The 26,460-nt window shown below is 57.8% G+C and carries 27 protein-coding genes and 1 tRNA gene; 18 read left to right on the forward strand and 10 right to left on the reverse strand.

What is annotated here, in order from left to right:
• Positions 1-147: 147 nt before the first annotated feature.
• Positions 148-600, forward strand: coding sequence for a GNAT family N-acetyltransferase (locus tag ASU33_RS19910; protein WP_059072542.1), 453 nt, complete (start codon positions 148-150; stop codon positions 598-600).
• Between the two features lie 104 nt (positions 601-704).
• Here the strand turns inward: ASU33_RS19910 and ASU33_RS19915 are convergent, their stop codons facing one another.
• The 8 genes from ASU33_RS19915 to ASU33_RS19950 all read right to left on the reverse strand — a co-directional run bounded on the left by ASU33_RS19915 (position 705) and on the right by ASU33_RS19950 (position 10,991).
• On the reverse strand, positions 705-1,364 hold the full coding sequence (locus ASU33_RS19915) for a CoA transferase subunit B (protein WP_059072543.1): 660 nt from the start codon (positions 1,362-1,364) through the stop codon (positions 705-707).
• A gap of 146 nt (positions 1,365-1,510) precedes the next feature.
• Positions 1,511-2,209 carry a CoA transferase subunit A gene (locus ASU33_RS19920; protein ID WP_059072544.1) on the reverse strand — a complete coding sequence of 233 codons (699 nt, stop codon included), beginning with the start codon at positions 2,207-2,209 and terminating at the stop codon, positions 1,511-1,513.
• Positions 2,210-2,358: 149 nt separating this feature from the next.
• Positions 2,359-3,312 carry a bifunctional riboflavin kinase/FAD synthetase gene (locus ASU33_RS19925; protein WP_059072545.1) on the reverse strand — a complete coding sequence of 318 codons (954 nt, stop codon included), beginning with the start codon at positions 3,310-3,312 and terminating at the stop codon, positions 2,359-2,361.
• A 122-nt stretch (positions 3,313-3,434) separates the two neighbouring features.
• A complete protein-coding gene (gene truB, locus ASU33_RS19930; RefSeq protein WP_078063278.1) occupies positions 3,435-4,274 on the reverse strand; it encodes a tRNA pseudouridine(55) synthase TruB in 840 nt (279 codons plus the stop codon).
• Positions 4,271-5,059, reverse strand: coding sequence for an undecaprenyl-diphosphate phosphatase (locus tag ASU33_RS19935; protein WP_059072547.1), 789 nt, complete (start codon positions 5,057-5,059; stop codon positions 4,271-4,273). Before ASU33_RS19935 ends, truB begins: the two co-directional genes overlap by 4 nt.
• Before the next feature lie 6 nt (positions 5,060-5,065).
• On the reverse strand, positions 5,066-5,380 hold the full coding sequence (locus tag ASU33_RS21090) for a DUF3098 domain-containing protein (RefSeq protein ID WP_078063279.1): 315 nt from the start codon (positions 5,378-5,380) through the stop codon (positions 5,066-5,068).
• Positions 5,381-5,442: 62 nt separating this feature from the next.
• Positions 5,443-6,336 (reverse strand): cell division protein FtsX, encoded by an 894-nt coding sequence (locus tag ASU33_RS19945; protein WP_059072548.1) that lies wholly within the window; start codon positions 6,334-6,336, stop codon positions 5,443-5,445.
• Positions 6,337-6,428: 92 nt separating this feature from the next.
• On the reverse strand, positions 6,429-10,991 hold the full coding sequence (locus ASU33_RS19950; protein WP_149867323.1) for a translocation/assembly module TamB domain-containing protein: 4,563 nt from the start codon (positions 10,989-10,991) through the stop codon (positions 6,429-6,431).
• A gap of 153 nt (positions 10,992-11,144) precedes the next feature.
• Here ASU33_RS19950 and tsaD point away from each other — a divergent pair, with 153 nt between their 5' ends.
• From tsaD to ASU33_RS19985, 6 genes are all read left to right on the forward strand, one after another.
• Positions 11,145-12,155: a tRNA (adenosine(37)-N6)-threonylcarbamoyltransferase complex transferase subunit TsaD gene (gene tsaD, locus ASU33_RS19955; RefSeq protein WP_059072550.1), complete on the forward strand. Its 1,011-nt coding sequence runs from the start codon at positions 11,145-11,147 to the stop codon at positions 12,153-12,155.
• Between the two features lie 13 nt (positions 12,156-12,168).
• Positions 12,169-12,639, forward strand: coding sequence for a hypothetical protein (locus tag ASU33_RS19960; protein WP_059072551.1), 471 nt, complete (start codon positions 12,169-12,171; stop codon positions 12,637-12,639).
• A gap of 211 nt (positions 12,640-12,850) precedes the next feature.
• Complete coding sequence (locus ASU33_RS19970) at positions 12,851-13,258, forward strand: thioesterase family protein (protein WP_059072553.1); 408 nt, start codon at positions 12,851-12,853, stop codon at positions 13,256-13,258.
• Positions 13,259-13,331: 73 nt separating this feature from the next.
• Positions 13,332-13,802: an SsrA-binding protein SmpB gene (gene smpB, locus ASU33_RS19975; protein ID WP_059072554.1), complete on the forward strand. Its 471-nt coding sequence runs from the start codon at positions 13,332-13,334 to the stop codon at positions 13,800-13,802.
• Positions 13,803-13,939: 137 nt separating this feature from the next.
• Positions 13,940-14,743 (forward strand): C40 family peptidase, encoded by an 804-nt coding sequence (locus ASU33_RS19980; RefSeq protein ID WP_286130692.1) that lies wholly within the window; start codon positions 13,940-13,942, stop codon positions 14,741-14,743.
• Positions 14,744-14,878: 135 nt separating this feature from the next.
• Positions 14,879-15,373 (forward strand): HNH endonuclease, encoded by a 495-nt coding sequence (locus ASU33_RS19985; protein ID WP_059072555.1) that lies wholly within the window; start codon positions 14,879-14,881, stop codon positions 15,371-15,373.
• 125 nt (positions 15,374-15,498) lie between these two features.
• Here ASU33_RS19985 and ASU33_RS19990 read toward each other — a convergent pair whose 3' ends face one another.
• The gene (locus ASU33_RS19990) at positions 15,499-16,404 is read right to left on the reverse strand and encodes an alpha/beta fold hydrolase (protein ID WP_059072556.1); all 906 of its coding nucleotides are present in this window, start codon (positions 16,402-16,404) and stop codon (positions 15,499-15,501) included.
• 274 nt (positions 16,405-16,678) lie between these two features.
• On the opposite strand from ASU33_RS19990, the gene ASU33_RS19995 reads away from it, so the two are divergent.
• The 11 genes from ASU33_RS19995 to ASU33_RS20040 all read left to right on the forward strand — a co-directional run bounded on the left by ASU33_RS19995 (position 16,679) and on the right by ASU33_RS20040 (position 25,849).
• Positions 16,679-17,905 carry a DUF3298 and DUF4163 domain-containing protein gene (locus ASU33_RS19995; protein ID WP_059072557.1) on the forward strand — a complete coding sequence of 409 codons (1,227 nt, stop codon included), beginning with the start codon at positions 16,679-16,681 and terminating at the stop codon, positions 17,903-17,905.
• Positions 17,906-18,131: 226 nt separating this feature from the next.
• On the forward strand, positions 18,132-19,205 hold the full coding sequence (locus ASU33_RS20000) for a fatty acid desaturase family protein (protein ID WP_059072558.1): 1,074 nt from the start codon (positions 18,132-18,134) through the stop codon (positions 19,203-19,205).
• A gap of 84 nt (positions 19,206-19,289) precedes the next feature.
• Positions 19,290-19,790, forward strand: a complete 501-nt coding sequence (locus tag ASU33_RS20005; protein ID WP_059072559.1) for a hypothetical protein — start codon at positions 19,290-19,292, stop codon at positions 19,788-19,790.
• 119 nt (positions 19,791-19,909) lie between these two features.
• On the forward strand, positions 19,910-20,512 hold the full coding sequence (locus ASU33_RS20010) for a hypothetical protein (RefSeq protein ID WP_149867324.1): 603 nt from the start codon (positions 19,910-19,912) through the stop codon (positions 20,510-20,512).
• Between the two features lie 142 nt (positions 20,513-20,654).
• Positions 20,655-22,484: a 30S ribosomal protein S1 gene (gene rpsA, locus ASU33_RS20015; RefSeq protein WP_059072561.1), complete on the forward strand. Its 1,830-nt coding sequence runs from the start codon at positions 20,655-20,657 to the stop codon at positions 22,482-22,484.
• Between the two features lie 178 nt (positions 22,485-22,662).
• Positions 22,663-22,733 (forward strand) — tRNA-Cys (locus ASU33_RS20020).
• Between the two features lie 144 nt (positions 22,734-22,877).
• The gene (locus ASU33_RS21095; RefSeq protein ID WP_149867325.1) at positions 22,878-23,207 is read left to right on the forward strand and encodes a helix-turn-helix domain-containing protein; all 330 of its coding nucleotides are present in this window, start codon (positions 22,878-22,880) and stop codon (positions 23,205-23,207) included.
• Between the two features lie 6 nt (positions 23,208-23,213).
• Positions 23,214-23,486 (forward strand): hypothetical protein, encoded by a 273-nt coding sequence (locus ASU33_RS20025; protein WP_149867326.1) that lies wholly within the window; start codon positions 23,214-23,216, stop codon positions 23,484-23,486.
• A gap of 138 nt (positions 23,487-23,624) precedes the next feature.
• Positions 23,625-23,816 (forward strand): hypothetical protein, encoded by a 192-nt coding sequence (locus ASU33_RS20030; protein WP_059072563.1) that lies wholly within the window; start codon positions 23,625-23,627, stop codon positions 23,814-23,816.
• A gap of 222 nt (positions 23,817-24,038) precedes the next feature.
• Positions 24,039-24,332 carry a hypothetical protein gene (locus ASU33_RS20035; protein ID WP_059072564.1) on the forward strand — a complete coding sequence of 98 codons (294 nt, stop codon included), beginning with the start codon at positions 24,039-24,041 and terminating at the stop codon, positions 24,330-24,332.
• 830 nt (positions 24,333-25,162) lie between these two features.
• Complete coding sequence (locus ASU33_RS20040) at positions 25,163-25,849, forward strand: hypothetical protein (RefSeq protein ID WP_059072565.1); 687 nt, start codon at positions 25,163-25,165, stop codon at positions 25,847-25,849.
• Between the two features lie 77 nt (positions 25,850-25,926).
• Here the strand turns inward: ASU33_RS20040 and ASU33_RS20045 are convergent, their stop codons facing one another.
• Positions 25,927-26,457, reverse strand: coding sequence for a TIGR02594 family protein (locus ASU33_RS20045; RefSeq protein WP_059072566.1), 531 nt, complete (start codon positions 26,455-26,457; stop codon positions 25,927-25,929).
• Positions 26,458-26,460 lie beyond the last annotated feature (3 nt).

Consider the following 26,460-nt stretch of genomic DNA (forward strand, 5'->3'; position numbering starts at 1 on the left):
CAGAAGGGATGAAACGCGTTCCACAAAAGTAGAGAGTTGGTGGCCGCGTAGGGGCAATACGTAGCAACGTAGCCGAAGGGCTTGGTGTTCCGAAACCGGCGGCAGGTGTTGTATCTTAAGTAAGCCACACCTTTTACGCCCTAGGTTATGCTGCTGCGCTCCGCTACCCCCGCCGACGTACCCGCGATGTTCGACATCCGCTGCTCGGTGCGCGAAAATCATCAGTCGCGCGAAGAACTGGCCGCCCTAGGTGTAACGCCTGAATCTGTGGCCGCAATGCTCGAAGGCGACGGGCCGGGCTGGGTGGTTGAAGTAGACGGCAAGCCCGTGGCTTTTGCCATGGTTATCGTTCTGGAAAAAACGGTGTTTGCCTGTTTTGTGAGCCCCGGTTACGAGGGGCGCGGCATCGGATGCCTGCTGATGGAAGCCGCCGAGCATTGCCTCGCTCACAACGGCATTGAGGAGGCATGGCTTACTACCGGAGCCAACCCAGACCTGCGCGCCAACGGCTTCTACCAAGCCCTCGACTGGACACCAGCCGGCACCGACCCTGATGGGCAATTGCGCTATACCAAGCGCCTGCCGCGGCTTGGTCATTAGCGCCTGCCAAGGGCGCAGGCACCCAGCCGCACCTAGAGCCAAAAACAAAAAGCTTCGCTGGGCCTTGGCCCAGCGAAGCTTTGCGGCAGCAAGGAGCTATTAAGCTACAGTGCCATTTCGGGCACGCCGCCCTCGGGCACCACCAGTTTCCCGGCGGTAGCCGCCTGAATTTGCTCAACCGACACGCCTGGTGCCCGCTCGCGCAGCACAAAGCCATCGGGCGTCACGTCGATTACGGCCAACTCCGTTACAATCTTCTTCACGCAGCGCAAACCCGTGATGGGCAGCGTGCAGTCGGGCAGCAGTTTGGAGGAGCCGTCTTTGGCCACGTGCTGCATGGCCACGATGATGTTCTTGGCCGAGGCCACCAGGTCCATGGCGCCGCCCATGCCTTTCACCATCTTGCCCGGAATCTTCCAATTGGCAATGTCGCCGCGCTCTGAAACCTCCATGGCGCCTAGGATGGTCAGGTCGACGTGTTCGCCGCGGATCATGCCAAACGACTCGGCCGAGGAGAAGATGCTGGAGCCTGGCAACGTAGTAATGGTTTGCTTACCAGCGTTGATGAGGTCGGGGTCTACTTGGTCTTCGGTAGGGAAGGGGCCCATGCCCAGCAGCCCGTTCTCCGACTGCAGCACCACGTTCACGCCCTGCGGAATGTAGTTGGCCACCAACGTCGGAATACCAATGCCGAGGTTTACGTAGTAGCCGTCTTTAACTTCTTTGGCAATGCGCTTGGCAATGCCGTGTTTATCTAAAGCCATGATGCTCTGTTGCTGGAAGTAACGTCATGTCGAGCTTGCCGGGGCATCTCGCGTGCTGATACTAGGGACTGATCAGCTGTTCAGCAAGAAGATTACTACTTGGCGCGATTCCTTGGTTTCGCTCGGAATGACGTGTTATTAAAAAGCTACCCCTGCCTAACGGTCCGCTGCTCAATGCGCTTCTCGTAGCTCTTGCCCTGATAGATGCGCTGCACGTAAATGCCGGGCGTGTGAATTTGGTTGGGGTCAAGTTCGCCGGCGGGTACCAGCTCCTCTACCTCGGCAACCGTAATTTTGCCTGCAGCGGCCATCATGGGGTTGAAGTTCCGCGCGGTGCCTTTATAGATAAGGTTGCCGGCAGTGTCGCCCTTCCAAGCCTTCACGAAGGCGAAATCGGCGTGCAGAGCGGTTTCGAGCAGGTACATCTTGCCGTTGAACTCGCGCGACTCCTTGCCTTCGCCTACCTCGGTGCCGTAGCCGGCCGGAGTGTAAAAGGCCGGAATGCCTGCGCCACCAGCCCGGCAGCGTTCGGCTAGCGTGCCCTGCGGAATCAGCTCTACCTCCAGCTCGCCCGAGAGTAGCTGGCGCTCAAACTCGGCGTTTTCGCCTACGTAGCTCGATATCATTTTCTTCACCTGGCGCTGTTGCAGCAGCAAGCCAATGCCAAAATCGTCGACGCCGGCGTTGTTGCTGATGCAGGTGAGGTTTTTCACGCCTAGGCGGAGCAGCTCTTGAATGCTGTTCTCGGGGATGCCGCACAGGCCAAAACCGCCGAGCATGAGCGTCATGCCGTCGGTGATACCCTGCAGCGCGGCTTGGGCATCGGCCACTACTTTGTTGATCATAGAAATCGGGTGGGGATTTGGAGGCGCCAAAATAGCAACTCCCCGCCCAGCATGCGCAGTGCCGGGCGGGGAGTTGCTATTACGTAGGCCGGATTATTATGTCGGGCAGCCTGCAATGCGCGGTGCGGCCCGATAGCAGCGCCTAGGTGCTAGCCGCTGATGAGGTGGCGGCGGGCCTCGTCGGCATCTTTCCCGAGCTGGGCTTTCAGGGCATCAAGGCCGTTGAACTTCTGCTCGTCGCGCAAGCGGGCCACAAAATGCACCTGCAGCGGCTGGTCGTACAAGTCGCCTTCAAAATCGAGCAGGTGTGCCTCCACGGTTTCGGCCAGGTCGCCGCCCACCGTAGGGCGCACGCCAATGTTCAGCATAGCGGCGTGGTGCGCCCCATCGGCGGTAGTAGCCATTACGGCGTACACGCCGCGGCCCGGTACCTGCTTCAGAGGTTCCTGGCACTTGATGTTGGCCGTGGGGTAGCCAATAGTGCGCCCCAGCTGCTGCCCGCGCACCACAATGCCGGTGTAGGGGTAATCGTAGCCTAGGTAGCGGTTGGCCGTGGCTACGTCGCCGGCCTCCAGAGCCCGCCGAATGCGCGTGCTGCTTACACCTACGGCATCCACGTCTTCGCGCGGAATTTCTTCCACCTCCAGCCCGTACTTGGCCGAGTGCGCCTGCAAATACTCAAAGCCGCCTTCGCGGTTTTTGCCGAAGCGGTGGTCGTAGCCGATTACCAGCTTTTTGGCACCCACGGTTTCGAGCAGCAGCTCGCGGATGTACTGCTCCGACGTCCACTCGGCAAACTCGCGGGTAAAAGGCACGATCAGCAGGTAATCGACGCCGTGCGAGGCCAGCTTCTCAATCCGCTCCTCCAGGGTGTTCAGCAAATGCAGCTGTAGCGGCTGGGGGTGCGAAAGCGGCGGGGCCAGCACCAAACGCGGGTGCGGCCAGTAAGTAATTACTACGCTGGGCCCGTCGGATTGCTGCGCTACTTCCTGCAGGCGCAGCAGGATTTTCTGATGCCCTAGGTGCACACCGTCGAAGGTGCCGCTGGTTACCACAGCGTTGGTTAAGCGCGGAAACTCGGCGGGGTTGCGAACAACATGCATGAATGGCAGGATTTATACAAAGTACTACTGCGTACGCGGCAGCTTACCTGCCGGTCGTAAGCAACCGCAATCAGTAAATGGAAGAACTAGCCGGTTGTACGGCTGCGGCGCGCAAAAGGCACTTACGAGTCCTGTTCCGGTTTTTGTTCGGAAGCAGCACCATGGGTAGCGTCGTAGTGCTCCAAACCGGCCCGGCGCTCGGTGCGCGGTTCGCGTTGGCGGCGCGGGCGCTCCGTTTCGCCTTCGGGGCGGGGTGGGCGTATGGCCTCAATTGTGGCCATGCTCAGGGCGTTTTCCAGGCGGTACTCGCCAATGCGGGTGCGGACTAGCTTGGTGAGGTGCGCGCCGCAACCCAACAGCTCGCCAAAGTCGCGGGCAAGGCTCCGCACGTAGGTGCCCTTGGAGCACACAATGCGGAAGTGCACATCCGGCCCGTCAATTACTGATAGCTCGAAGACCTTGATATCGACCACCTTGCTCTTTATCTCGGCCGTGTCGCCGCGGCGGGCTACTTCGTAGGCTCGTTCGCCATTAATCTTCACGGCCGAAAACAGCGGTGGCGTTTGCTCGATGGAGCCGGTAAGCTTGGTCGCCGCCGCCAACAAGTCTTCGCGGGTGAGGTGCTCCCAAGGCTTTTCGGCATCAACCGGCGTCTCCAGGTCAAACGAAGGCGTGGTTTGACCTAGGCGAAAAATGCCGGTGTATTCTTTCTCCTGGGCCTGAATCTGATCGATGCTCTTGGTCTTCTTGCCGGTGCACAAAATCAGCAGGCCTGTAGCCAACGGGTCGAGCGTGCCCGCGTGCCCAATCTTGCGCGGGCGCATGGCATACTTCACCTTCTTAACTACATCGAAGGAAGTCCAGCGCAACGGTTTGTCGACGAGCAGTACCTCGCCGGGGTCCATCTCGGGTTGTGGGCGCCGGTTGTGGTTCTGATGAGAGTTTGGTTTCGCCTGGCTCATACCAACTGAAGATTAATGCCCAACCCAATCATCGTGAGAATGATGACACCTACGATGATGCGGTAGATGCCAAATGCCCGAAAGCCGTAGCGGCTCACGAACGTCACGAAGGACCTCACAGCCAACAGCGCCACCACAAAAGCCACCGCATTGCCAAACAACAGCACTTTTATGTCGGCTGCCTGCAGCGGATTCAGCTTGTAAGTTTTGTAGAGTTCGTAAGCGGTGATTACCGTCATGGTAGGTACCGCCAGCAAAAACGAAAAATCGGCAGCCGAACGACGGTCGAAGCCTTGCGCCAAGCCACCCACGATGGTAGCCGCCGAGCGCGATACGCCGGGCACCAAAGCCAGGCACTGGAATAAGCCAACCTTAAGCGCTTTGGCGTAGCTGGGCGTGGTAATTTGCTTGCCGGGCTCTTTGAAGATGCGGTCGATGAACAGCAGCACAATGCCGCCCACTACCAACGAAGTGGCTACTACCGTCACGCTTTTCAGCAGCTCGGCAATTACATCCTTCAGCAAAAAGCCTAGGATGCCAAAGGGCAAAAACGCCACGGCCAGCTTCAGGTAAAAATCGAAGCTCTGCAGAAACCGGCGCCAGTACAGCGCCACCACCGACAAAATAGCCCCTAGCTGAATGCTGGTAATAAAGGTTTCGGTAAACGGCAGTTGCCCGATGCCGAGCAAATTGGCCACGATAACCATGTGCCCGGTGCTGGAAACGGGCAAAAACTCTGTAAGACCCTCCACAATAGCCAGCAGGAGGGCGTGCCAATAACTCATCGGTAACTAGCGGCGCTGAAACGTAGGCCGAACAGGTTCGGCCGGGGTAGCCGGAGCAGCGTTGGGAGTGGTGGTGCTGGTGTTGGTAGGCTGCGTAGGAGCAGCCGCGTCCGACGACGATTTCGCCATAATAGCAAAGAACTCGACCGTGAAGCCGAGGGCCAGCAAAATGGGACCGAGCGTAAGGCCCAGGAAGCCTTCGCCGTAATCGGCCGTATCGAGGCTCATCGTGATAAAACCAGCGGCCAGCAAAGCCAGCCCAATAAACATCAGGCGGTAGTTGCGAGGCCCAAAGGCGAAGCGGGTGTTGCGCTGTTCCATAGTATGTGTTCGGGCGCTTGGCATCGGGTGGTTAGCCTTGTACGTTGCCGGCGCCCAACTGCTTAATACAAATCATCGAGCGACATGCGCAGGTACTTGCGCACGGCCCGGTAAGAACTGAAAAAACCAATTACGCAGCCAAGCAGAACCAACGCTATCAGCACGGCCGCAATCAGGCGCTCATCGCGTAGCAGGCGTAGCTCATCCAGCTGCAAATACGCCGATTGCAGCAAGGCCAGCAGTAGCAACGAGGCAACGGTGCCGCTTACAAAGCCCTGCCAGGTAGCCCGGCGCAAAAACGGCCCCTGAATAAACCATGGCGTGGCCCCAACCAGCTGCATCGAGCGAATGAGGAAGCGCTGCGAGAACAAGGCCAGCTTGATGGTATTGTTGATGAGCACCACCACCACAAACGTAAGCAGCACCGCAAAGCCCAGCAGCATCAGACTCACTTTGCGCACGTTCTGGTTGATGGAACTGATCAGGCTTTGCACGTAGGTAACCTCGTACACGCCTTGCTGCTGGCGCAAATCCTGGCTGATGCGGCGTAGCTGCACCGAATCGGCAAACGTGGGATTGATTTTTAAGATATAGGCGTCGCGCAGCGGGTTGTCGCCCAAAAACTGCTGAAACTCCTCGCCGGTGAGCTCCACAAACTGCCGGGCGCCTTCTTCCTTCGACAGAAAACGCACCTGCGCTTGGTTGTCGCGGTAGGCGATGTAGGACTTTTGCGCGAAGGTGCGCTGCAAGCGCAGCAGTTGGGTTTCGGGAAGGTTGCGCTCGAGATATACCTGTACCTCCAGGTTCTCCTTCACGGCCTCCGATAGCTTGTGCGCGTGTACCAACAACAGCCCGAACAGTCCAATTACCATCAGCGCCAACGTGATGCTGAACACCACCATGGTGTGCGGGTAAGACCCTAGTTTTTTCTTACGGGCGGGGCGGAACTGCGGCATCGGTGGGCAAAGGTACGACGATCAAAGATCAATGAATAATGAACAAGGCACTGGTTGATGGCCGTGGGCAGTTGCACCTAGCGCTAGCCAGCCTACAGCGCCGTGCGCGGGTCGTCGTCGATAATGAGTTGTTCGCGGGCTTTACGGCGGGCTTCTTCGCGGCGGCGCAGGCGCTTGCGGGCAAACAGCTCGGTAAGGTTATCGAACTGCTCGGTGTGTACTACCGAAAGGCCAGCGCGCTGCTGATTGGCAAATTGGATGTCGCGCGGGGTGGTTTCGTAGCGCAGGCGCACCCTAAACTTGCCATCGGCCCGCAGGAAGTACTCCAGCCCAATGTCGCCGATGAGTGAGGTTTGCGAAGGTGTGACCGTGGTGCCGTTGGTGTTATTGGTAATGCCGCCCGAGCGGGTTACGCGCAAACGACCCTGCAACAAGCTGTAACTCAGGCGCACTTGCAGGTCGCGCAGCTCTTCGGCCGTTACGCCATCCAGGTTAAAGTCGATTTCGAGGTTCTGGTCGATTTGCGAGGTAAGCAGGCCCAGCTGCGTCGACAGAATTTGACCTAGGCTGTTTTGCACAGCGTTGTTGCCAGCAAATAAATCGGGGGTGCCAAACTGCCCGGGCGCCGAAAGCTGCCGGAACAACAGCAGCGAAAACACTTGGCGGTTGAGTTCTTGCTCGTCGTTGCGGATGTTGGAAAGGAAGGAGGTAAGCTGCCCTTCGAGCGTAGTGGGCGCATCGTTGAACTCGAGGCCCAATTGGATGCGCGGCAATAGCATGTCGCCGGTGAGGTGCATTACGGCCGTAACGCTGGCAAAAGCGCTGGTGCCGTTGGCATCGGCCCCGCTCAGGATGGGCGCCAGCGAAGTGCGCTGGGTGTAGGCAGCCGTTACGTCCATCTGGCCTTCGAGGGGGCTGCCGTTCCAGGTGAGCGTACCGCCGGGGCGCACCTGAAATTCTTTGTTCACGAGGCCCTGCAGCGTGAAGTTGTACGCACCGCGCACGACCTCCAGCTGGCCGTACATGTTGAAGTCGCCGCGCGTATCAATGTTCATGCGCAGCTGCCCGCTGGCCGTGCCCCGAATTACGTCGCCGGTGGTTTCGTCCAGGATTACCTCCATGTAAGCATCGGGCGTCACGTCGAACACGCAGTTCAGCAAAATGCCCGACAAATCAACGGCACTACGCTGCGGGGTAGCGGCGGCTTTGGTGGTATCGGCCGGCACGTTGCGGTTTACGAACTGAATGTAGTTGGCCTGCGTGGCGGTAGCGGCGTTATCGAGCGGCAACGAGAGGCGCGTGCCGGCCTCGCTGCGGGCCCGTACGTTGATAACGAGGTTGTTGGTGGGGCCCGTTACGCTGGCTTCGCCCGTAGCGAAGGCCGTACCGAAGTACAGTTCGTTTTGCCGGCGCGTGGTGTTCAGCACTTGCATGCGGCGGAAGTTAGCCCGCAAAGCCAAGCGCATATTCTCGAAGCCTTGGTGGTAAATGGTGCCGTCGAGCGTGCCGGTGTTGCCCAGTATGTCGCGCAGGCGGATGCTGCGGAACACCATGCGGTCTTCGAAGAAGCGGATGTTGTCTTCGAAAGTGTAGGTAGTGTTGAGGTACGGGAAGGTGAACACGCCTTGGCGCACGGCCACGTCACCGCGCAGGGTAGGGGCCGAGAACGGACCGGTAAGCCGCAAGGTGCCGCGGCCAGTGCCGCCTAGGTTGGTAAGCACACCTGCCAAGAAAGGCTCGGCCAGCTTCAGGGGCGCATCGTTGAGGGCGCCGGTAAGGTTGAGCTGCTCTTGCGCCGCACCCGGAGCAATGGTGCCGGCCACGCTGAGCACGTTTAGCTGGTCGCGCTCCACCGACAAGTTCACACCTAGGCGTTTGCTCGGGTTGTCCCAGTTCGACATGCCCGACACGTTGCCGATCAGTACATTATCGAAGTAAAGTGAGTCGACGGTGAGGCGCGAGGCGGCTACCAGCTGCCCGAACACGCCGCGCACATCGCCGGTGGCATTTACGCGGCCGCGCATATTTTGGCGGGTAAGCGGCGAAAGGGTGGCCAGCTCCAGGTCTTTAACCTCGAGGTGCAGAGTTTGGGCCGGATCGTCGGAAATCTGACCAGTTGCGAGAATGCGCTGCGGCCCGTTGGAAAGCGAAAAGTTCGGCACGGTTACCTCGTGGCCAGCGCCGGCAATAACGATGGCGTCGTCCTGCGCAATCGCCCACTCGCGGCCGAGCAGGTTCAGGCCCGACTTCCGGAATACAATCTGCACCGCGTTGGGCAAGAAATCCAGCGCGCCGTTGATGGCAGCCCGGTTGGTGGTACCCGTTTGTGCCAACGACGACGAGAAGTTGATCTTGTCTTGGTCCCACACGCCTTCCACGTAAAACTGCTCCGTACGGCCCAGCACGGGCATTTCTTGCCGGGTGCTCGTTACGCTGGCTTGGGCCAATACATCGGGCGCATTAGGCAGTTTCGACGTCAGCAGGTCGAACTCCACGTTGTGAGCCTGTATGCTGTCGTACTGAATGAGATGGGCTTTGCCACCTAGGGTTAATATAGAGGTAGCACCGTTGCGGAAAGAGCCTTCGATGCGCGCCGAGTCGCTAACGCTCAGCTGCGGCATAAACACGTGGATTAGCGGATTGGCTTGCTTCAGCTGCAGGTTCAGGTCGATGGAGTAATCGGGCGTGGCTTGGCGGCGCTTACGGCGGTAGTAAGCGGCTGTGGCCGCAGCATCGCCTTCAAAATTGAGCTTGTACTCCTCAATCAGCTGCTGCACATCGCGCAAGGCCTGCGAAAATTGGTAGTCGCCGCGGGCCCGCAGGCGGAAAGCATCGGAGCGCATGGCCAGCAGCCGGTCGCCCTCGCGGCGCGTTGCCAGCACATCAAGCGTATCGAGGTGCACGGTGCGGCCGCGCAGCTCAAAGCGGGTATCGCGCAAATGAATGCGGCCGAGAAGTTCATCGAGCGTAAGTCCCTGAAACCGCACATCGGCCTGGGTGCTCACCACCAGTGGCTCCTTGATGATACCTAGGGCCTGCAGGTTGGCGCGGCGCACATCCGAAACTAAGTCGAAGGCCTGCCGGCCGCGGCCCCAGTTGATGTTGCCATCGCCCGTAAGCTGCAGGTTGGGGTCGTTGATATTCACCTTACCCTCGAACTCCTGGCGGGTAAGGCGGCCGTTGGTCACCACAATGTTTTGATAGCGGTAGCCTTTTACCCACACGTGTGGAATGGTGGCATTGGCTTGCAGGCGGGCCGCGTCGGGGTCGAAGCCAACGCCCTCCACGCGGCCGTTCACGGCTATATCCCGAATCAGCGACTCGTCGCCGAGTAGCTTGCCGAGCTGGAAGCCAGCAGTGCGCACGGTGCCCTCGTAGCTCGAGTTGCGTGGGTCGGTCTTGAACTTCAGGTTCACGTCGGCCGTGAGGTTACCCAGGTTTGTGCGGAAGTCGCCGTTGGCTACAAAGTCGTTGTAGAAACCTAGGAAATGCCCGTTCAGCTTAACCGTACCTAAGCGTTGAAAGTAGGGGTATACCGAGGCCGGCAGCACCGGTTTCAGGTCGCGCGGGTTGAGCACGGTGCCGGGGCGCAGGCGCAGCTCGGCAAAGGTTTCCTTCCATTGGGGCAACCCTTCGGCCGATACGTTGCCGATAATATGGGTGCCGCCGTTGCTGTACTTCACGTCCAGGTTCTTGGCCGAGAAGTTGCGCACGTAGCCTTTGGCCTCGCCCGAAATCAGCACGTGCTCTTTCCAGTTTTCGAGCTGAGGCGCAAACTGGGCAATGTCGTCGGAGTACACGCTACTGGGCTGCAGGCGCGCCGTTACCTTCACCGAGTCGTTGAAATCGGTGAAGTTGAGGAAGTGCTTGTACTCAAACTTTACGTAGTTGCTGAGGCGGCTTTGGCCTACGCGCAGCGTCAGCTTATCGAACTCCCAAAACCGCGACGCATACGTCATGTCGGCCGTAAGCTCGCGCAGCCGCGTTTTCGACGGAATATCGATAGCCCGCAAACCGTCGATCTGGGTATGCAGGGTGTCACCCCGGAACCAAATTTGCGACACATCCGCGTAAATGCTATCGACGAACATGTGCGCGTAATCCATCGAGCGGCCGTACTCGGACGCCTTGGGGCGGTCTTTGCGGTCGAGCACAAAGCGGGCGTTGCGCAGCCCCACGCGCTCCACCTTAAAGTCGAAGGGCTTGGTGGCTTTAGTGGTGTCGGGCGCACCTAGGAGCCGCTTGAAGGCCGCCAAGAACTCATCGAGGTTAGTTTTCGCGTTAAGCGTGTTGGGGTAGGTTACCAGCGCAAACCGTGCCTCGGTGAGCGTAACTTTGCTGAGGTACAGCTTGTTGGGGGAGAAAATCGAGAATGTGCTGATATCGGCCTCCAACTCGCCGATGTAAAACAAGGGGCCACCCCGGCGGTCGAGTACCTGCACGCGCTCGAGCACCACTTTGGTAAACGGCCGAATGTTGACTTGCCCGATGCTTACGGGCTGCTGCAGCTTATCCGACAGAATTTCGGCCGCGCGTTGCGCCACCCTGGTTTGCACCGAAGGCACCCGCAACGCCAGCACCGCCGCGCCCAGCAACAGGCCTAGCACGAGCACTAGCCCGAGCAACACCTTCAGGATGGCCTTTATAACTTGCACGCGGTTGTTGGCGGTGTGGTAGAAAGCGGAGCCGCTGCGCGACTGCCCAGCAGCAAGACGTAAACGCTGCCCCAACGGATGCTTGTGTGCTCCGATAAGGCAGATAATCTGCAAAAAAAGCTAACTGCCCGCACATAAGCCGCGGATCATCCTATGGAACACCCAATTATTCTGGCCATTGAGTCGTCGTGCGACGATACGGGAGCAGCAGTAATGGCCGGGGGCAAAATTCTGGCCAACGTAGTAGCCTCGCAGCAAGTGCACGAATTATACGGCGGCGTGGTGCCCGAACTGGCCTCGCGCGCCCACCAGCAGCACATTTTGCCGGTAGTGCAGGCTGCGCTGCAAAAAGCCGTTGTGGAAAAAGAACAGCTCGATGCCATAGCCTTTACGCAGGGGCCGGGCTTGCTGGGCTCGTTGCTGGTAGGCGGCATGTTTGCCAAAAGCTTTGCGCTGGCCCTAGGCAAGCCGCTGCTGGCCGTAAACCACATGCGGGCCCACATTCTGGCGCATTTCATCGAGGACCCCCGGCCCGAGTTTCCTTTTCTGTGCCTTACCGTAAGCGGCGGCCACACCCAACTGGTGGTGGTGCGCAGCGCCCTGCACATGGAAATCATCGGCCAAACCCAGGACGACGCCGCTGGCGAAGCCTTCGACAAAACGGCCAAGCTGCTGGGCCTGCCGTACCCCGGCGGACCTAGGCTCGACAAATTGGCTCAGCAGGGCAACCCGTTGCGCTTCCCGTTCCCGGTAAACCAAATGCCCGGCTACGACTTTTCGTTTTCGGGCGTGAAAACGGCCGTGATGTACTTCCTGCGCCAGCAAACGCAGCAGAACCCCAAATTCATCGAGGAGAACCTGTCCGACCTCTGCGCCAGCATTCAGCACACCATTCTGCAAACGCTGATGCGCCAGCTGCGCCGCGCCGCCGCCGACTTCAACCTTACCAACATTGCCATTGCCGGGGGCGTAGCGGCCAACTCGGGCCTGCGGGCCGAACTGCAGCGCTTGGCCGAAGACCACGATTGGCGTGTGTTCATCCCGGCTTTTCAGTACTGCACCGATAACGCCGGCATGATTGCCATGGCCGCGCACTTTCAGTACCTAGCCGGCGACTTTGCCTCGCAACTGGCTAGTCCAGACCCGCGGCTGAAACTGGCGTAAGGGGCACCAGGCTATGAACGAGATGTTGCAATCGGTTATCGAAGCCGCCACGTGGATTGATAAGGTCAATCCAAGGTTTGAAGATAACTTTTACCGAAGCGAGGAACTGCGGCCTGGCTTCCTCATAGCCAACAGTCAGTACCACAAGGAGGCACTTGCTGTAACGGTGCAGAAGCGGCGTGAGTATCTGCAGAATCCAGCTACTGATTTATTGACGCTGGAGGAAGTTGCCGAAAAGGGCAAGCTAATACTGATTGATCCGCTGGATTCGGAGCTAGACGGCGGAGCCGAAGTCTACTCGCAGGGGTATTTTGACTTGTGGGACTGCGCCCCTTGGGATACTTGGGTTGCGTTTGGCAGTGCGACGCTAAAGCAGGCAGCGGATTCAGCGCTAATAAATCCTTTTCTATCCCAGCTAAAACATTTTCAAGCGACATCGTTCGATGCGTTGATAGCTTGGGTGCCCAATACCCAACTCAATTAGGTGTACTCTGGACGAGAAGTAAGCCTGCGTGAGCAGAATATCGAGTGGTGGAGCGGTACAGATGCTAATGCTCCCTGTGACTCGGTATTGAACAGATTATTTGCCTCGCCTACCGGGCTCATATTCGAGGAAATAGCCCACGAGAAGCTCATCGGCCAGCGGCTGGAAATGATCAACAAAGCCAAGTCAGTGGTACTGCACTGAAATTCCAATGCAAAACCCCTTCCACCCCGGCGACCAGAAAACCCACCACTACACCGTGGTACCCGCCGACTTCGCCAGCTTTGAAGCCGGTAATGGGCTGGTGCACCCCGTACTGAGCACCTTTGCCCTAGGGCGCGAAATGGAATGGGCGGGCCGCTTGTTCGTGCTCGAGATGCGTGAAGCAGGGGAGGAGGGCATTGGTACCATGCTGGAGGTGCAGCACCACGCGCCCGCCTTTGAGGGCGAAACCGTACAGGTTACTGCTACCTTTGCCGCCCTTGTTGGCCGCGAGCTTACCTGCACCGTAGAAGCGCGGGTGGGCGAGCGGCTGGTAGCCACGGGCCGCACCGGCCAGCGCATCGTTGATAAAGCCAAGCTCGAGGCCCGGTTTGCGGCGTTGCGCGAGGCCCGCTGACCGCCGCGCCTGCCATATTTTCGTAAAGCAACGGCCACCGCAGCCGCTTCTCTATTCTCTGCGACATCAATCCATGGCTAAAGCCAACGACACCAAACCGCGCTCCATCAACATCCAGAACCGCCGGGCTGGGTACGAGTACTCGTTTCTGGTTAAGTACACCGCCGGCATGGTACTGCTGGGTACCGAAATCAAAAGCCTGCGCGAGGGCAACGCCAACATTACCGATGGTTACTGCACGTTCGGCGCCAACAGCACGCTGTGGCTGCATGGCGTAACTATTGCGCAGTACACCCAAGGCACCTATAACAACCACGAGCCCACCCGCCCGCGCCAGCTGCTGCTCACCAAAAAGGAGATGCGCCAACTTGAGGCTAAAAGCCAGGAGCAGGGCCTCACCATTATTCCGCTGCGCATGTTCATTGGCGAGCGGGGCTTTGCCAAGGTTGAAATTGCGCTGGCCAAGGGCAAAAAGCTGTTCGATAAACGCGAGGACATAAAGGCCCGCGATGTGAAGCGGGAAATGGACCGCGCCCGCTACTAAGCAGATGCACCGAACTGCCGAGCCGAGCGGGGGGCGGACATCTGGTGAAAACTTCTCACGCAGATGCACCGCTTCCGCTCGGCGCGACAAGCCTTTCCTTGCGTACCTTGCGGCCTGATTTACCTCTTTTTACCTCCTTGGAACACGGAATTTGCGCCCTGAGCGTGGTGCCGGTGCGGGCCGAACCTGCTGACAAAGCCGAAATCGTAACGCAGCTGATTTTCGGCGACTGCTACAGCATTGTGCAAACGCAAGGCAACTGGGTGCAGGTGCGCACCACCGCCGATGATTACCTCGGCTGGATGGACGTTAAGCAGCACACACCCGTTACGGCGGAGTACCTGGCCGCCTGGAGCGCGCAAGACCACCCCCGCAGCCTCGATGTGGTGCAGGTAGTCAGCAATGCCACCACTCGTATTCCGGTTACCCTAGGTGCCCGCCTGCCGTTCTTTGATGGCATGACGCTGCGCCTCGGCCAGGAAGCCTATTTCTACAACGGCGCGGCCACCAACCCGCTTAACGGCCATGGCCCCCTGGGCCCCGCCGAAAAGCGCACGGCCTTGCTGCTGAAGGCGGGCCAGCTGTTCCTGAAAGCGCCGTACCTGTGGGGCGGCCGCACTTTGTTTGGCGTCGATTGCTCGGGCCTGATGCAGCAACTCTTTGGGCTGATTGGCGTGCAGCTTCCGCGCGATGCCCGCCAGCAAATCGACCTGGGCGAAGTAGTGCATTTTGTAGCCCAAACACGCCCCGGCGACTTGGCCTTTTTCGACAATGCCGAGGGGCGCATCATCCATGTGGGCATGATGCTCGACGACCAGCAGATTTTGCACGCCAGTGGCGAGGTGCGCGTGGATATCCTCGACCACAACGGCATTTATAATCAGCAACGCCAGAAGTACACCCACAAGCTACGCCTCATCAAACGCGTGCTGCCTGCCTAGGTACCGCCGAGGCCCGGTAAAATACAAGCACATTAGGCAAGCTCAACTTGAACCAACCTACACCCACGGTGGTTGCGTAAACGGCTGGAAAGCCCTAGCTTACGGCTAGTTCCGAACGCTTACGACCCCTAGTGTATGGACCAAAAAGTGCTCGTGTTGAATGGCGACTACTCCGCCATTACCCTCTGCAGCGTGCAGAAGGCATTTGTGTTGCTGTATCTCGAAAAAGCTGAACTAATTGCCAACAAAGAGGGGGCGTTTTTGCGCACCGTCAGCATGGCCTACCCCAAGCCGAGCATTATCCGATTGCAGCGCTACGTGCGCGTGCCGTACAAAGGCATTGCCCTGAGCCGCCACAACGTAATGAAGCGCGACAACTTTGAGTGCCAATACTGCGGCTCCACCAAAAACCTTACCCTCGACCACGTGCTGCCCCGCTCGCGCGGCGGCGACTCGAGTTGGGGCAACTTGCTGACGGCCTGTGCCCGGTGTAACCACGCCAAAGGCCACCGCACCCCCGAAGAGGCTGGCCTCACCGTTCGGCAAAAGCCCAAAAGGCCAACTTTGGCTAGTTTCCTGAAGCTTAGTGCCGGCTCCATCGACCATACTTGGCACGCGTATCTCAACTGAACCGGTGCAGCTAAAGCTGCCCGGTTTTTTTGTGCCATTGCCCTAGGTGCAGCGCGCCTGCAACAGCAACAACGGCCCGGCAGATGGACTCTGCCGGGCCGTGTTCGTAGTTAAGTTCTGGTGATTTAGCGGCTGCCAAGCGGCTGTTGCGCCGTGGAGTAGCGGCTGTCGTCGCTCACGGGCGTGCCGGAGGCGCCGGTGAAATCGAGCAAGTCTTTGGTCAGGCGGTCTTTGCCATCGGCCGTTGCGAACAGCCCGTGCGGCTCGCCGTCGTAACGAATGTAGGTAGCGCTGGGCAGCAGCTTGGTCAGCTGATCGGAGCTGGATTCGATGGGTACGGTTTTGTCGGAGGTGCCGTGAATGATGAGCGTGGGCACCCGAATGGTCTGCACGTCTTGGCGGAAATCGGTTTCGGCCCAGGCGTGGGCACAGGCTTCGGTAGCGTGGGGCGTTGCTTGCAGGCAAATCATCTGCATCCAATCGAGCGTGGCCTGGCTTACGGGGTGGCTTACTACGCCTACGCCGTAGAACTGCTTACCGAAAGTTTGCAAGAAATCGGGGCGGTCTTTGCGCAGGTTATCGATAATCTCGTCGAACGTCGACTTGTCCACGCCATCGGGGTTGTCGTCGGTTTTCAATAGGTAAGGAAGCACGCTGGCCACCAGTACCACTTTGCTTACGCGGGCCCCGCCGTAGCGGCTCATGTACCGGGCTACTTCACCGCCGCCCATTGAGAAACCCACCAAGGTTACGTTTTGTAGGTTCAGGCCTTCCAGAATGGCATTCAGGTCGCTGGCCAGGGTATCGTAATCGTAGCCGTTCCAAGGTTTGTCCGATTTGCCGAAACCGCGGCGGTCGTAGGCAATTACGCGCTTGCCGTAGTGCGGCAGCGTATGCGCTTGATGCTCCCACATCTGGTGGTCGGCGGGCCAACCATGAATGAGCACTACCGGGTCGCCCTGGCCCCAGTCTTGGTAAAAGATATTTACGCGGTTGCCTTGGGCGTCTTGCCCTACTTGAATGTAGCTCATTTGCGGTGCGGTTGTGAAGTTGAAATGCGTATTCTGCCTGATTACTGCCCCGGGCAACCTAGGGTTAGCTTGCCTGCCGCCATGCAACAGGCGTAGCGCCAAGTATTTGCCGCCGAAGGCAGTTTATCGCTCGGCAGAGTGTGCTTTCCATCCGACGAAATTTATCCGCGCTATTTGCCGTACCAGTTGCCCCCAAGCAATGCTGCTAGTGCCTAGGTGCTATGCACGGCCGCAGCCTGCGGCAGGTTCGTAACAAATAGCCACCTTTGGCCCAATGAGCCGCCATTGTACCCTTCGCCTAGGTGCCAGCGCCCTGCTGCTGGCCCTTGCAGCTTGCCAGGAGCGCCAACAAACCAACGCCGAGGCCACTTCCGATAAGCCGACTACACCGCCCGCTGCAGCCGCCCCCACCAACTCGCCGGGGGCTTGGTACCGGCAGTACCGAGGGCAATTGCCCGGCAGCCCCGATAGCATTACGCTGCACCTAACGGCCGCACCTACTGGTGCTAACTCTGAACTACCTGGTTACTACGGCTCTTACCACCGCCGCGCCGGGCAACCCTTTGAGCTGATTGGCCTGCCCACGGTTACCCCCGATAGCTTGGTGCTGCAAGACATCAGCCCCGAAGAAGGCGGGCTGGAGAACAACGGCCCTGTGTGGCGGCTGCGCCGGCAAGGCAATGCTTTGGTAGGCACCCACGCGGGCAAAGCCGTGCGCTTGCGCATGGTGCAGCCCATGGGCAGCGTGGCGCTGGTGGCCCGCCACTTCACCGATTCGGTAGCGGCGTACCCCAACGAGCCGAAAACGCCCTACGCTCACCAAAGCCTGCTGGCACTGCTGCCGGTTAAAGCGCCGGCCGCGCTGCAGGCCAACATTGTGCGCACGCTCCGCGGCGATACGCTGAGCAATCGGCCGGCGCCTACGCTCGAGGGCTACTGGCAGGCACAGTTGCAGGAGTATACCGAGGAGTACCGCGCCAATGCCGCCGAGCTCCGCACCGACCCCGCCGATACCACTGAGCTGCCCGCTTACGCCCTGCGCTACGACCAACAGCAGCTCGTTCGCGTGCTCTGGAATCAAGCGCCACTGCTCAGCCTGGGCTTTTTAAACTATAGCTACAGCGGCGGTGCCCACGGTAACTACGGTACCACGGTAGCCAGCTTCGACGTACGAAATGGCCGGGCCCTGCGCTACGCCGATATTTTTCGGCCTGGAGTAGAGCCGCAGCTTACCCAATTGCTCAACCGCGCCGTGCGCCGCACCCTCGGCATTCCTGCTACCGCCCGCCTCGATCAGACGTTGCTTGTAGAGCAAATGCCCGTTACCCGCAACGTGTTTCTTACCAGCGGCGGCGCCGTATTTGTGTACGTGCCCTACGAAATTGCCTCGTATGCCCAAGGCGAAATCCGGGTGTTTGTGCCCTATGCCGATCTGCGCCCCTTGCTGCAGCCCAGCTTGCCCCTAGGTGCCCAAGCCGACATTGCCAACCAGAGCACCTAGGCCCTTTGGCTATGCCTCACGGAAGCTTGCCCGGATAGCAGCCAACCTGTACTTGCTCAAAAAACTCCGGGCGCACAGGAACGCGTCGGCTAGTGGCTGCGTCTAGCTTAGTTCAACTGCTTAGCGCCCACGGTACCTTGGTGCCAACAGGTATGTGCCCAACCGGCAAACCCCAAGGGCATGTTTGTACGTACCTTTGCGGCCCCATTTCCGTTTTCCCAATCGCATGTCAGTACCCAAGTTTGCCGCCGTACGGCAAAAAGAGTCGTTTCACAATGAGCTGAAGCGCCGCGTTAATGCCTACTTCGAGGAGTCGGGCAAAGCCACCACCGGCAACGCCACGCTGTTCACCAAAGCCGCCTTGCTCACGGGCGCTCTGTTGTTCCTCTACATCCACCTTGTGTTCTTCACGCCGCCTACGGGCTGGGCTATTCTGGAATGCATCCTGATGGGTGGGGTAGGGGCTGCCATCGGCTTCAACATCATGCACGACGGCGCCCACGGCTCGTTCTCCAAGCACGGCTGGCTAAACCAAGCCGCTGCTTTTACCCTGAACGTGTTCGGCGGCAACTCCTTCATGTGGAACATGAAGCACAACCTCATCCACCACATGTACACCAACATCGATGGGGTGGATGACGACATTGACGCCCAGCCCTGGTTGCGCTTGAGCGAAACCCAGCCGCGCCGCGCCCTGCACCGCTACCAGCACTATTACTTCTGGTTTCTGTACGCGCTGTTTTACCTGGCTTGGGTGGTGATGATGGACTACCAGAAATACTTCAAAGGCTCTATCGGCTCGGTGCCGCTGAAGAAGATGGAAACCAAAGACCAACTGGTATTTTGGGGCTTTAAGGCGCTGTACCTCGTGCTGTTCGTAGGCCTGCCTATCTACATCGTAGGCTTCGTGCCGTGGGTTATCGGCTTCCTGATCTTCGCCGCCGTGGCCGGTTTCTCGCTGAGCTTAGTGTTCCAGCTGGCCCACACCGTTGAGCCTGCTACCTTCCCCGTGCCCGATGCCCAGACCTACAAGATGGAAGACGAGTGGGCCGTGCACCAACTGAAAACCACCGCCAACTTCGCCACCAACAACAAAGTGGTAACCTGGCTCCTAGGTGGCCTCAACTTTCAGGTTGAGCATCACCTGTTCCCGAAGATTTCGCACGTGCACTACCCGGCCATCAGCAAGATCATCAAGCAGGCCTGCGAGGAGTTCAACGTGACCTACAACGAATTCCCGCGCATGCGCTCGGCCGTGCTGTCGCACGTGCTGTTCCTGCGGCAGCTCGGCCGGGCTTAGTACTGAATTTGTAAAAAGAAAAGAGAGAGGCGTACGTAATGTGCGCCTCTCTCTTTTCTTTAAGATGACCTTAACCATTAGCTGATGAGGCATTTCCCTAAAGTGTGCTCCGGGCTGCTAAGCTTAATTATTGTATTGGCTTCCTGCCAAAAGAAAAGCGAAGTGTCAGCTGTGTATACAAGTCAGTGCCTACATAACATTGTTTATCAATACGTAGCAGTAAAAAGTAAGAAGCCAAATCAGTATTTGTCTTTCGTAACTGTACGCATTGATAAAGGTGGTGACTCTACGCTAGTCGTTTTAGAAAGCGTTATGCCTGTTATCAATAAGAATGAAGAGTTCATTGCTTATGACAGTGTGTTGAATGTGCCAGTCTATATAGTTGGAGACGCTAATGAGTTGGTTGAAGGTAATAGTGCTGTTGTTCCAAACGATGTGAAAGGCTACAACCAGAAGCTACAGCGTGATCCGCCTCTCATCTATCCTAAAGAGTTTGATGGTTGGGCCATGTCGTTCAAAGCTGATAAGGTTCGTTTATTCCGGGCTAATCAATTAGACGATAACTACATAAAATATTGCAAGTGAAACAGATGGCTGTTCTTGCGTCAACCGAGGCGGGCGTAAAGATTGGTTTAAACAAAACGACCTACTTTCAACGAGGTAGGTCGTCCTGTTTATTCAGATTATTATAGATAACAACACACATGAATCGAGCAGCTGCATTTGTTTTAAAAAGCATTCTTCCTTTAGCATTGCTCGGGGCATGCAAAGAGAAAGAGGCACCTGTCAAAACACGAAAGTCATACGGTTTTGAAGTTGAGCTTAGCACTTGGAATGGCTTTTCTGGTAGCAATACATATTATCGGGTCAAGCATAAGGTGTACTGGTATGAGATAGAGAGTTATGCAGGTGGGCAAGCGGCTACTGATGACACCACAGCAGTAATGTTTGTCCGTCGGGTTAAGAAACAACGCCTGTACGATGAGAGAAATAGCTTTTGTGTTGATACTATTTTCTTCGGTTTAAACAGATATCAGGCAGACACTTTGTTAGCGTTGACCAGACCGATATTTGAGCAACTAAATACAAGCAATGTTGATACTGTTGGACGCATCAGCTATTTCCAAACTGATGATAATGGAGGCAGGGTGATGCTTCACATCAATGGGCAGAAGCTTTCCATTGAATTTCATTCACTTAGCCTTTCTGATGTCGGGAAAAAATCAGCTCAGTTTAGTGCCATCGAGAGCCGCTTAAAGCAATGGTTTGAAAGGCCAAGCGCAAGTGGAAAGCCGCCTTGCAGGTAGCTTTTCGTTTCTAGCTCTATTTCAGTATCTTTGCGGCCCTGCCAGGGTGGCGGGACAGGGCTTTAGCTCTGGAAATCAATACAAACGCGTTCCGGAGGCGGGCCCTGCGCCGGACGTGTACACGAGGGCCAACTGCAATATCATGGCAGAAGTAGTAGATAACTTCGACTGGGACAACGTCGGAGCAAACAGCTTCGGTGGCAACTACTCCAAGGAAGAGCGCGCGCGTCTCGAAGAGATGTACGCTGGCACGCTGACCACCGTGGAGGAGGAGCAAGTTGTTCGGGGCACGGTAGTTTCGGTAAACGACCGCGACGTAATCGTGAACATCGGTTTCAAATCGGACGGTCTGGTTCCGCGCTCGGAATTCCGCGACCTGGCTGAGCTGAAGCCCGGCGACGAAGTTGAAGTATTCATCGAAGACCAAGAAGATGCCAACGGTCAGCTGATCCTGTCGCGCAAGAAAGCGAAGATCAAGCAGGCTTGGAAGGCCATCTACGACGCTCTCGAAAACGACACCATCCTGGAAGGTGTGGTGAAGCGTCGCACCAAGGGCGGTCTGATCATGGAGCTGGACGGCGTAGAAGCCTTCTTGCCCGGCTCGCAGATCGACGTGAAGCCCATCCGCGACTTCGACATCTATGTTGGTCGTCGCATGGAGGTGAAAGTGGTGAAAATCAACGCCGCTTTCGACAACGTGGTTGTTTCGCACAAAGTCCTCATCGAAAAGGACCTGGAGAAGCAGCGCGAAGCCATCCTCAACAACTTGGAGAAAGGCCAGATCCTCGAGGGCGTTATCAAGAACATGACCAACTTCGGTGTGTTCATCGACCTCGGCGGCGTAGACGGCCTGCTGCACATCACCGACATCTCGTGGGGCCGTATCGCGCACCCGTCGGAAGTACTGCAGCTCGACCAGAAGCTGAACGTAGTAGTTCTGGACTTCGACGAAGCTAAGAAGCGTATTTCGCTTGGCCTGAAGCAGCTGACCCCGCACCCGTGGGATTCGTTGCCGCAAGACCTGCAGCCCGGCTCGCGCGTACAAGGCCGCATCGTGAACGTAGCCGACTACGGTGCGTTCATGGAGATTGTGCCTGGCGTAGAAGGCCTGATCCACGTTTCGGAAATGTCGTGGAGCCAGCACCTGCGCAACCCGCAGGACTTTATCAAGCAGGGCGACGTAGTAGAGGCTCAGATCCTGACCCTCGACCGCGACGAGCGCAAGATGAGCCTCGGCATCAAGCAACTGACCGAAGATCCGTGGACCCGTGCCGATTTCGGTGGCAAGTACGCTGTAGGTACCAAGCACAATGGTCTGGTGCGTAACCTCACCAACTTCGGCCTGTTCGTAGAACTGGAAGAAGGTGTTGACGGCCTCGTACACGTTTCGGACCTGTCGTGGACCAAGAAGGTGAAGCACCCCTCGGAAATGGTGAAGGTTGGTGACCGTCTGGACGTAGTGGTTCTCGAACTCGACGTGCAGAACCGCCGCCTGGCCCTGGGCCACAAGCAGCTGGAAGAAAACCCCTGGGATACCTTCCAGACGGTGTTCACCGCTGGTTCGGTTCACAAGGCTACCATCACCGAGAAGTCGGATCGCGGCGCCGTTCTGGAGCTGCCCTACGGCATCGAAGGTTTTGCTTACCCCAAGTCGCTGGCCAAAGAGGATGGCTCGCAGCCTGAAGTAGGCGAGGCACTGGACTTCCGCGTAGTTGAATTCTCGAAGGACGACCGTCGCATCGTGCTGTCGCACTCTGCTACCTACGGTGCTGGCCAAGAGGAAGAAAACAGCCGCGCTGCCAAGTTCCAGAAGAAGAAGCCTTCTGCTGGTGCTAACGCTGGCGGCAACGCTGGCGAAGGCAAAGTTGCCGATCTGAAGAAAGCTGAGAAGTCGACCCTAGGCGACCTCGACGCTCTGAGCGCCCTGCGCGACCGGATGCTGGGCAACGAGCAAGGCGAAAACAACGGCTAAGCTGCCGCTGGTAATTGCCGCCAAATAAGAAGCCCCCGGCCCAACAGGCTGGGGGCTTTTTTTATGATGTTTTTTTGACAGGCTACCAGCGTGTTAGCCCCTCTTTGTGCAAATAGCATGACCTAGGCTTTGCAAAAGCAGAGGAATAAAGTATGTTTGCGGCCCCAAGTCTTACTAAGGTGACGTGACCGAGAGGCTAGGTAGAGGTCTGCAAAACCTCGTACAGCGGTTCGAATCCGCTCGTCACCTCAAACAATAAGGAGAAAAGCCCCGCAGCTCAAGGAGTTACGGGGCTTTTACTTTTTACAGGTACAACCTAGGTACAACACTCTGCATTTTGTTGCTGCCCTCACGCGCTGCGCTCTGTTGTTTGTGTACCCTTACAGCACTGCGATGGATCAGGAGTTTTCGTTGTCTAGCCTTCCATTCGTTATCAATCTGACCATGGAGCAGCAGCAGAAACTGTTAAGTGAAATTGCCATACGCTACGCCGAAGAGAGGGCTTACCAAGAAATCCTGTGTCGGCGATACATACTGGCAGAGGAACCAACCCCAGGACTGCTATACGACGACCGACTACCGCTGCGATTGGGCTGTGGTAAAACCAAGGCATACGAGCTGTTGCAGGCAGGTGTGCTCAGGCACCAGCGAATAGGGGCGAAGTACATTGTTACCGAGGACGCCGTTCGTGAATTCTTTGCCGATCGGCGCAGAGTATTCTAGTCTGCTTTGCTCGACTACTTTTGTAGCATGGCCAACATCAACCGCGTCGAGCTCACTGCCACCGCCGTCTACTTTCACCTCTCCGACGGCACGTTCCGCCACTGCCTGTACACCCAGGCCTGCGCTACGTTCCTCTATGCTGCCACCCCGCGGCAGCGCGAGAACTACGTGCTCGAGCAGCGCGACAGCGTGGTGAACTGGCCTGATCTGGGTGGCTCCCTCACAGTCCAGGGAGCCGAGGTGAAGCGGCTGGTGGCCGAAATGGAACCAGTGGCTTAACTCTGCTTCGCACAGCAGGTTGGCGCACCGGCACAGCCAAGCTCGACATTAAGCGAATAGGCAAGCGGCTGGGGAACCTGGGGTGTTGTTTTGAGCCATCGAGCATCGCCGCTCTCGTTCTTACCACACCTACTTGCCATGCGCAACGCCTTTCGCACCCTCTCGTTCGTTCTCGTTCTGCTAACCCTAGCCGCCAGCGCCGCGCCGGCCGTGGCCGACACGCCCGCCAGCAAGGCCATGCGCAAGGGACAGCGTTACACCCACCGCCCCTACTACAAGCAGTACCGCCACGGCAAGGTGTGGAACCTGCTGTTCGCCCGCAAAAGCTAACCGTCAACCGACTTTTCTGCCGCACGCAAGGCGCCTTCCCCAGCCCGGGGAGGGCGTTTTCGTTTGGTCACGGGTCTGTTGTTAGCCGCCCCAGCGGAAAAATAACTCAAACAGCACGATTAAGAGTAGGGCCAGTAGCACGAGCAAGCCGCCGGCGCGTCGGTCGTTGGTCGGGTTCATATATAGTTGTATTCGTGCCGTGCGCCGCCTAGGTTCGCCGCCATGGAACCGCCTTACTGGTATTTGCCCATTGGCCCGCAAGGCCAACCCCCGCGCCTGCTCACCTGGTCGGAGTACTCCGACAACCCCTTTGGCAAGTGGGTCGGCATCAACTACAGCATGCTGCTGCCCATTACGTTCCTGGCCGAGGTGGATTGGACCTACGAATTTGCCGACCCCAAGCACCAAGCGCGGTGGGAGGAGTCAAAGCGCTACCTGCGCCGGCCCGGTGTGTACGAGTACTTGCACATCCCCATCGAGGAGCGGCCGCTGTGGTCAGCCAAAAAGCACAGCTAGCTTTACTGTCGATGCTGCGCCTAGGCGAGTTCAAGCATGAATTGCTGGGTGCCGTGCGTTGCGCCAAGACAGCGCCGTGTGAATGGTCACGTGGCGCGGTCGCACCCGCAACCTGTACCGGATTGATAACGGCTACTGGAAGGCTTCCTGCGAAGCCGAACTAGAAGTCGGCGCGGCGCGGAAAGCTCGACCCGGGCGCCCCTCGGCTAAGCAATTGTCACCAGCCAAACGTGGCAACCAACCCGCTGAACAAGGCAACTGATCCCACAGCCAGGATCCAAGGCAAACCGGCAGTGAGGCGCTTCTTTCTCCTTGACTTTTTGCGACGGCTCATAAACGAAAGTTTATCGCAAGTTGCGCAGGTTAAATCACTGTTCTGTATGTAGTTACTGGATGCGTATTCCTGCTATCCGAGTACAACGAATTCTTATTTGACCGGAGGCCAAACCAAGCGTAGGGTGCGCCATCACATCGACAAGTTGGGCCGTTGCTGCGCCTAGGTAATCAGTGGCCATGCGGACAGATTAGTCCCCGCGTCTCGTCAACCACCATCCCCTCCCGACGCCTCTGCATACCGGCTGGGCAGGTGGCAGCGCACAAGCCTTCTACAGGAGGAGATTATATATAAATCCTTAGATGTCACAGCCACGCTGTACTGTGAAGCGATTCCGCGATAAGCGGTGAGCCAGTAACAATTGGCCTATTGTACTATTCTGGTTCTGTTGACTAATTCTAATGTCCCCTGTACGGGTAAACCTTCCTGTTAACCGAGACAGAAATGATTGAGGTTTGTGTATTCCGTAACCACAACCTTATTACCAATCTTCGTTATGAAAAAGCTAGTACTGGTCCTGGCAACTGCCATCGCCTCTTCGATGGCGCTGTACTCCTGCCAAGACCAAGCTGTTAAACCCAACGCGCCGACGGCCGTGGCAACCAGCCGCAACGTTGAGGCAACCATCCCAACCGCCGGCAAAGGCGGTGTGACGGTCAAGAGCGTGGAGCGCGTGGATGCCGAGTCGGAAATCGTGCAGCATTACCTAAGCTCAGAAAGCGCCCACGCGCTGGAGGCTTCCGGAGCAGGCAAGATCCAATTGGAAGAAATTCTCAGCGTTACGTTGGCCGTCGAAGGCGAGGACACCGGATTCCGGGCCTTGGCATTCCGCTTGGAGCGGCCGGATGGCACTAAAGCGGATTTGTACGCGTACTACCAGGCCGAGAGCCCGAAGACGTTCAACGGCCTGATCGTGTCGGTAAAGCACGACGGGGACAACTCGGGGGTGGTAAGCACCTTCTCGGACGACAACCAATTAATCAAGAGCTTGACGATCAAAGAAGGCATCGCCGTTGAGCAGGTGCTGGGCGGCGATTTGCAAGGGCGGGCCACCTGCTACGGCAAGTGCATGCAAGCGATCAAGCTTGAACAAGAGAACGATCCGTTGTGGGACTTGGCTTGCAACGTGAACCAACTCGGTTGCTTCTTGCTCTATTGGAGCATTTGCAACTACCGGTGCTAAAATCTGGCATGAAGACAAAACGGCCGCCTGGTACCAGGCGGCCGTTTTGTCTTCATGCCATAATAGCAAATCAGGTCCTAAACTTCGTTAATTGAGGTGTGTGCGCCCTTCGGGCTAAGCCACACGCGCCGCACGTTGGCGGGCTGGGCCGAGGTCCACGCCGTGCGCCGGGCTTGCGTAAGCCGGGTTTTCAGGATGCGCACAATGCACACGCAGTTGGCTTGGTTGCCGCCCAGCACGTGGTAGTGGGTCGCGTCTTCGCCCACGTAAAGGCCCACGTGGCCCCCGCCTTGCCGATCGAACACCAGCACGTCGCCGAGCATGGGCGTGGTCACGCCGGTACCCCACTTGAGCCAGCTCTTGGCCCGGGCCGCATCGATGTGCACGGGCTTGCCGGCGCGCTTAGCCACGATGCCCATAAACGTGCCGCACCAGGGCGTTTCGTCGTCGTTGATCCAGGTAAAGCCCAGCTCCTTCAGCCAGCCTAGGATAATTGGGTTGTGCTGCGGCCCGGCTTTCTCAGCCACGCCGAACAGCTTCAGGGCCTCGACCAGGATTTTCGGGGCGCCTTCGCTTTGCAGCCAAGCGTAGGCAGAGGGTAGTGCCATGAC

Origin of the sequence: Solirubrum puertoriconensis (assembly GCF_001483135.1) — a bacterium.
Taxonomy (GTDB): Bacteria; Bacteroidota; Bacteroidia; order Cytophagales; family Hymenobacteraceae; genus Solirubrum; species Solirubrum puertoriconensis.